This is a genomic window from Pseudaeromonas pectinilytica (genome assembly GCF_054780855.1).
Genome location: NZ_BAAGVN010000048.1, coordinates 1 through 5628 on the forward strand (window position 1 = coordinate 1; position 5628 = coordinate 5628).

A 5628-nucleotide genomic window follows, 5' to 3' on the forward strand; every position below is an offset into this window, starting at 1 on the left:
AAAAGGAAGCATATGATCACAGGTGGAGATTTACGTCAATCAAGACTTGATATTGGTTATAAAACGTTCACGATCTCGCCCTGTCTGATCATGCGTCAACAACATCAAATTTGTTGGTGACTGTCGATCCGGAAGTTGGTCAAACCGTAGCGCTATCAGCTAAATAGCTGTTCCGAATAGTAGATCACTCACGACATCGACTGATGTAGCGCTAAGCTGACCCTCCGCGCCAGGGATGGCGCGGTGGAGCCCCCATGGATGGGTTTACGGCGTGTCAGCGTGTGCTTCCTTGTCGATGGAGCACTATTAGGAGCGGCTATTTAGTAGCTCACTGGTTAACAGTACTGTGCAAGGCCTGAGTGGGGAATATTACGGATATAACGATTGGTCGAATACCACAGCGCCAAAAACTGAAATAGCAGGAACTAACAATTTTATTTTACAGCCACAAGATGGTGTGGCTGCGAATAAAAACTTAGAAAAAATGTCAGATGTTGTCACTGTGCTTAATGCAAAACAGGGTTTGACTGTTGGAGATAACCTAACAGGACTTTCAAACCCATATAAAGCATCGACTATTGCAACTGATGCTGTATTTGTGGCTAAAACATTAAGTTACGGAGGCATCGACAAAGATAGAAACTCTGATTTGGGAGGGGGTAACCCATTGTTGATGTCGGCCAATACAGTGGTGGCTAATGGACATCTAAATACATTCTTGAAAAATGGTTCTACTTCCGGCGATGCCGGTTCATTGAAAACCACCAGTGCCTTTGGTTCTACTACCGATGCGATTATTCGTATACTGGGCAGTGCTTACTTTGAGGCAGGCAAGTATGATTTTAAGATTGCCGCTGATGATGGTTACACTCTCTATATTGATGGTCAACTTGTTGTCGCTCAGTACGATAAAACACCTGTGCTGACCAATACAAACGAGAGCAGTAACATCAACAAACCATATATCGAACTGTCAGAAGGTTTGCATAACATTGAGGTGGTATATTGGGATCAGGGTGGAGATGCTTCTTTCAATCTTACGTATAAGCTAGATACTGATAGTAGCTGGAAGGCATTTAATAGTACCAACTTGGCATTGTTTCAGGACGGTGAGGGTTTTGAGCCGAAATTGGGGGCTTTAGATGACTTGGTGAGAGGTTCGGATGGCAAGTGGTATATCCAAAGCGGCGTTGATTATTCTGCCGGAAGTGGTTCAGATCAAATTACCGGGACGGATGGCAAAGATATTATCCATGGTAATTCTGGTAACGACACCCTAGCGGGTGGTGGTAATAATGACGAGCTATATGGTGGCCTTGGCGACGACATTCTGGTGGGTGGCGACGGTGACGACATGCTGTTTGGCGGTGCAGGCAATGACACCCTGACTGGCGGTGCCGGTAATGACACTTATGTTTGGCGTTCTGGTGAACAGGGTTCATCGACACTTCCGGCTATCGATCATGTGGCCAAGTTTGATAAGGCTCAGGATGTCATTGATATCAGTGATCTACTGGATCACGATGGCAGCAAGAGCAGCGATGTGTTGGAAAATTATCTGTCGATCAGCAAAACCAGTGATGGTTCGGTCTCCATTGATATCCATGACCCAGATGCAAGCAGTAGCTCGGCGTCTAGCAGTTCTGTTTTGCAGAGCATAGTCCTGGATGGTGTGAGCTATTCGGATTTGACGGGTAGTAGCAGTAGTAGTGCCTCCGATGTACTGGACCATCTGCTTTCCAACCACTTGTTGAATATCGATAAATAAGGGTCAATGGAATCCAACCTTGAAAGGAGAGGCTTGCCTCTCCTTTTTTATTGCTACTGATTTGTTAAATAATGTCGAACGCAGAGGAGTAGTGCTAAACTATTGTTCTGAAAATGGTTTTAGATAATTTTGTCACTTAGGTAGCCGTCGGCTATCGCTCGTCCCAGGATGGAGTCGCCATGGAGTTCACACAAGACAAGACAGATCAACTTCTGGAGTGTCTGGTCTTCCTATCCAAATATTATGCAGTTCCTACCAGTCGCGAGGCGCTGATCTCCGGGCTGCCTCTCACCGATGGTGCGCTGACGGCATTACTGTTCCCGCGTGCTGCCGAGCGAGCTGGATTTATTGCCAAGACCCAGGATCTGCAACTGGCTGATATTTCGCCATTATTGTTGCCTTGTATTCTGCTACAAAAGGATGGCGGCGCCTGTGTGCTGCTGGAACTGGATCATCAGAAAGGTGAAGCCTGCGTGGTGCTCCCCGGCCTGGGCGTCGCACAGCAAACCATGTCGCAGGAACAGTTGGCAGCCTTGACGACTGGCAAGACCATTCTACTCAAGAAGCAGTTTCGTTATGACGCCCGTTCACCCAAGGTGCTGGAAACTCGGGAGGGACACTGGTTTTGGGGTACCTTGCTGGAATCGAGTGCCATCTATCGGGATGTGCTGATCGCCTCGATCCTGATCAATTTATTCGCGATTGCCAGCCCGCTGTTCACCATGAATGTCTACGACAAGATAGTGCCGAACCTGGCATTTGATTCACTCTGGGTGCTGGCGATCGGGGTTTCTATCGTCTTTGTTTTTGACTTTGCCATGCGCCAGCTGCGCAGCTATTTCATTGATGTAGCAGGTAAAAAGTCGGACGTTTTACTGTCGGCAAAGATTTTTGCCAAGGTGATGGGCATCCGTATGGAGGCGCGTCCGGCATCGACCGGCGCCTTCGCCAAACATCTGCAGGAATTTGAATCCATTCGCGAGTTCTTCACCTCGGCGACGGTTTCTGCGCTGATCGATTTGCCCTTTGCCTTCTTCTTCATGTTCATCATCTGGATCTTTGCCGGCCCCATGGTGATAGTGCCGCTGGTGTCGGTGCTGATCTTGATCGCATACAGCTTCTATATTCAGGAGCCGCTACGCCGGAGTATCGAAGAGGGGTCCCGTCTCGCATCACAAAAATACGCCAATCTGATCGAGGGGATTGCGGGTCTGGAAGCGGTCAAGATCTTCGGTGCCGAAAGCAACTTCCAGCACAAGTGGGAACAAGCCGTCAGCCATATGTCAACCTGGGGCATAGAGACGCGCCGCATCACCAATCAGGTGTCGACCATGGCCAGTTTTGCCCAACAGATGGCCACGGTAGCGCTGATCGTGTTGGGTGTTTATCTGATCTCGGAAGGCAGTATCACCATGGGCGGCATGATTGCCGCCGTGATGCTGTCGAGCCGCGCCATTGCACCTCTGGTGCAACTCTCGGTCCTTTCAACCCGTTACAATCAGGCTAAATCAGCCATGACCTTGATTAGCAAGATCATGGATAGCCCGAGCGAGCAGGAAGAGGGGCGTCAGTACATCCAGCATTCGGTGCTGTCAGGTCAAATCGAATTCGAGGGGGTGAATTTCAACTATCCCGATTCGGATCAGGCGTCGCTGCGCAATATCAACCTGGTCATCCGGCCGGGGGAAAAGGTGGCGATCATCGGGCGGGTCGGTGCCGGGAAAACCACCCTGGAGAAGTTGTTGCTCGGGCTGTATAAGCCGCAAAGTGGATCTATTCGTCTGGATGGCTATGACTTGGCGCAGATCCATCCTGCCGCATTGCGGCGCAATATCGGCTGTGTCCCGCAAGATATCACGCTATTTTTTGGCTCCATTCGCGACAATATTATCGTTGGCCACCCCCTGGTGGATGATATGCGGGTGTTGCGTGCGGCACGCCGTGGCGGGGTTACCCAGTTTACCAATCGGGATCCGAACGGACTTGAACGGCAGGTGGGGGAGGCTGGGCGCCTACTCTCGGGTGGGCAGCGCCAAGCTATTGCTCTGGCCCGTGCCCTGCTGACCGATCCGCCCATCCTGCTGTTGGACGAACCGACTTCCAATATGGATAACCGCTCGGAAAGCCTGGTGAAAGAGGAACTCTCCCGTCTGGATAAACAGACGACCCTGCTGTTGATCACCCACAGAACCAACATGCTGGATGTGGTGGATCGTCTGGTGGTGCTGGATCAGGGGGCTGTGGTTGCTGATGGACCTCGCGAGGATGTCTTGAAAATGCTCAAAGAAGGTAGAGTCCGGGCGCGGGAGGGGGCGGAATGAGTGCTATGAAGCTGCCTGGGCCAGACCAACTGGATTTTGTCGACGACGCTACCGCGGCGGTGCTGCTCAATACCCCGACCCGGGCGCGCATCCTGCTGTGGAGCTGTTTTGTCTTCTTCGTGGTGGCCATCATCTGGGCCGCTTGGGCCGAGCTCGACGAGGTTGCATCCGGCCAGGGCAAGGTGATTCCATCCCGTCAGTTGCAGATCGTCCAGAACCTGGAAGGTGGCATCATCAAAGAGATCTTCGTCAAAGAGGGTCAGGTGGTGCAGCCGGGACAAGAGTTGATGCGAATTGATGACACCCGTTTCCGCTCCGATTTCCGTGAGCGTGAGCAGGAGTTGGTCAGCTTGAAAGGGGATGTTGCCCGACTGCGTGCAGCACTGGCCAGTGTGGTGGCCGCCAATGATCCCAAACTCGGTTGGCGCGAACAAATCACCATCAAAGAGACGCCGATTGTCTTCCCCGAGGGTTACACCAAGGTGTTTCCTGAATATGCCAAACGTCTGGAAAATGCCCAGAGCGAGGCGCTGAATAATCTGAATAATCAGTTGTCGATCATGGGGCAGCAGATCGAGCAGAAAGAGAGTGAAATATTTGAAATCAATAACCGGATCCGGACTCTGGGTCGCAGTGTCGATTTGGCCAGTCAGGAGTTGAACCTGAATCGCCCCTTGGCCAAAGAGGGCATAGTGCCGAAAGTCGAGCTGATCAAGCTGGAGCGGCAGGTTAACGATATGCGCGGTGAGCTGGAAAACGCGCGTCTGTTATTGCCCAAACAAAATGCCCTGCTGCGCGAGACGATCTTCAAACGCAACGATGTCGCCTTGAAGTTCCGGGTTGATACGCAAACCGAATTGGAAGAGAAGCAAAACAAACTCTCCCAGCTCAGTGAGGGGCAAGTTGGTCTGCAAGATCGGGTGGCCAGAACCAGCGTGTTGTCCCCGGTCAAAGGCACCATCAAGACCCTGAAGGTCAATACCGTGGGAGGCGTGGTGCAACCGGGTATGGATCTGGTGGAAGTGGTGCCCATGGAGGATAACTTGTTGATTGAAGCTCGGGTATTGCCGAAGGATATTGCCTTTTTGCGGCCTGGGTTGCCTGCAATCGTCAAGGTTACCGCCTATGATTTTGCAATATACGGCGGGCTGAAAGGAACGTTAGAGCATATCAGTGCCGATACCATTCAAGACGAAAAGGGGAATGCCTTCTATCTTGTAAGAGTAAGGACGGAAAAAAGTTATCTGGGCGACATCAGTAAACCCATGCCTATTATCCCCGGCATGATGGCCACTGCGGACATCATTACAGGGAAAAAGAGCGTGCTCGAATACTTGTTGAAACCCATCATCAGGGCAAAACAATCTGCCTTGCGTGAACGATAAAACTGGAGAAAGCCAAGGAGAATCAGCCAATGAAAATCAAGCTACTTGTACTGGTCATGGCCAGTGCTATGGCTGACTCTTATACACAAGTAGCGTCCTGAACGGAACCTTTCCCGTTTTCCAGGATCTGATCTTCTATGTGACTCCCAACATA

The 5628-nt window shown here is 51.0% G+C and carries 3 protein-coding genes; all 3 read left to right on the top strand.

The window, feature by feature from the left end; genetic code table 11:
* The first annotated feature begins 346 nt into the window (after nt 1–346).
* Nucleotides 347–1768 carry a calcium-binding protein gene (locus ACYVG7_RS04280; RefSeq protein ID WP_460881996.1) on the top strand — a complete coding sequence of 474 codons (1422 nt, stop codon included), beginning with the start codon at nt 347–349 and terminating at the stop codon, nt 1766–1768.
* Between the two features lie 179 nt (nt 1769–1947).
* Entirely contained in the window at nt 1948–4089 is a 2142-nt protein-coding gene (locus tag ACYVG7_RS04285; RefSeq protein ID WP_460881997.1) for a type I secretion system permease/ATPase, read from the top strand.
* Complete coding sequence (locus tag ACYVG7_RS04290; protein ID WP_460881998.1) at nt 4086–5474, top strand: HlyD family type I secretion periplasmic adaptor subunit; 1389 nt, start codon at nt 4086–4088, stop codon at nt 5472–5474. The genes ACYVG7_RS04285 and ACYVG7_RS04290 overlap by 4 nt, the downstream gene beginning before the upstream one ends.
* The last annotated feature ends 154 nt before the right edge of the window (nt 5475–5628 follow it).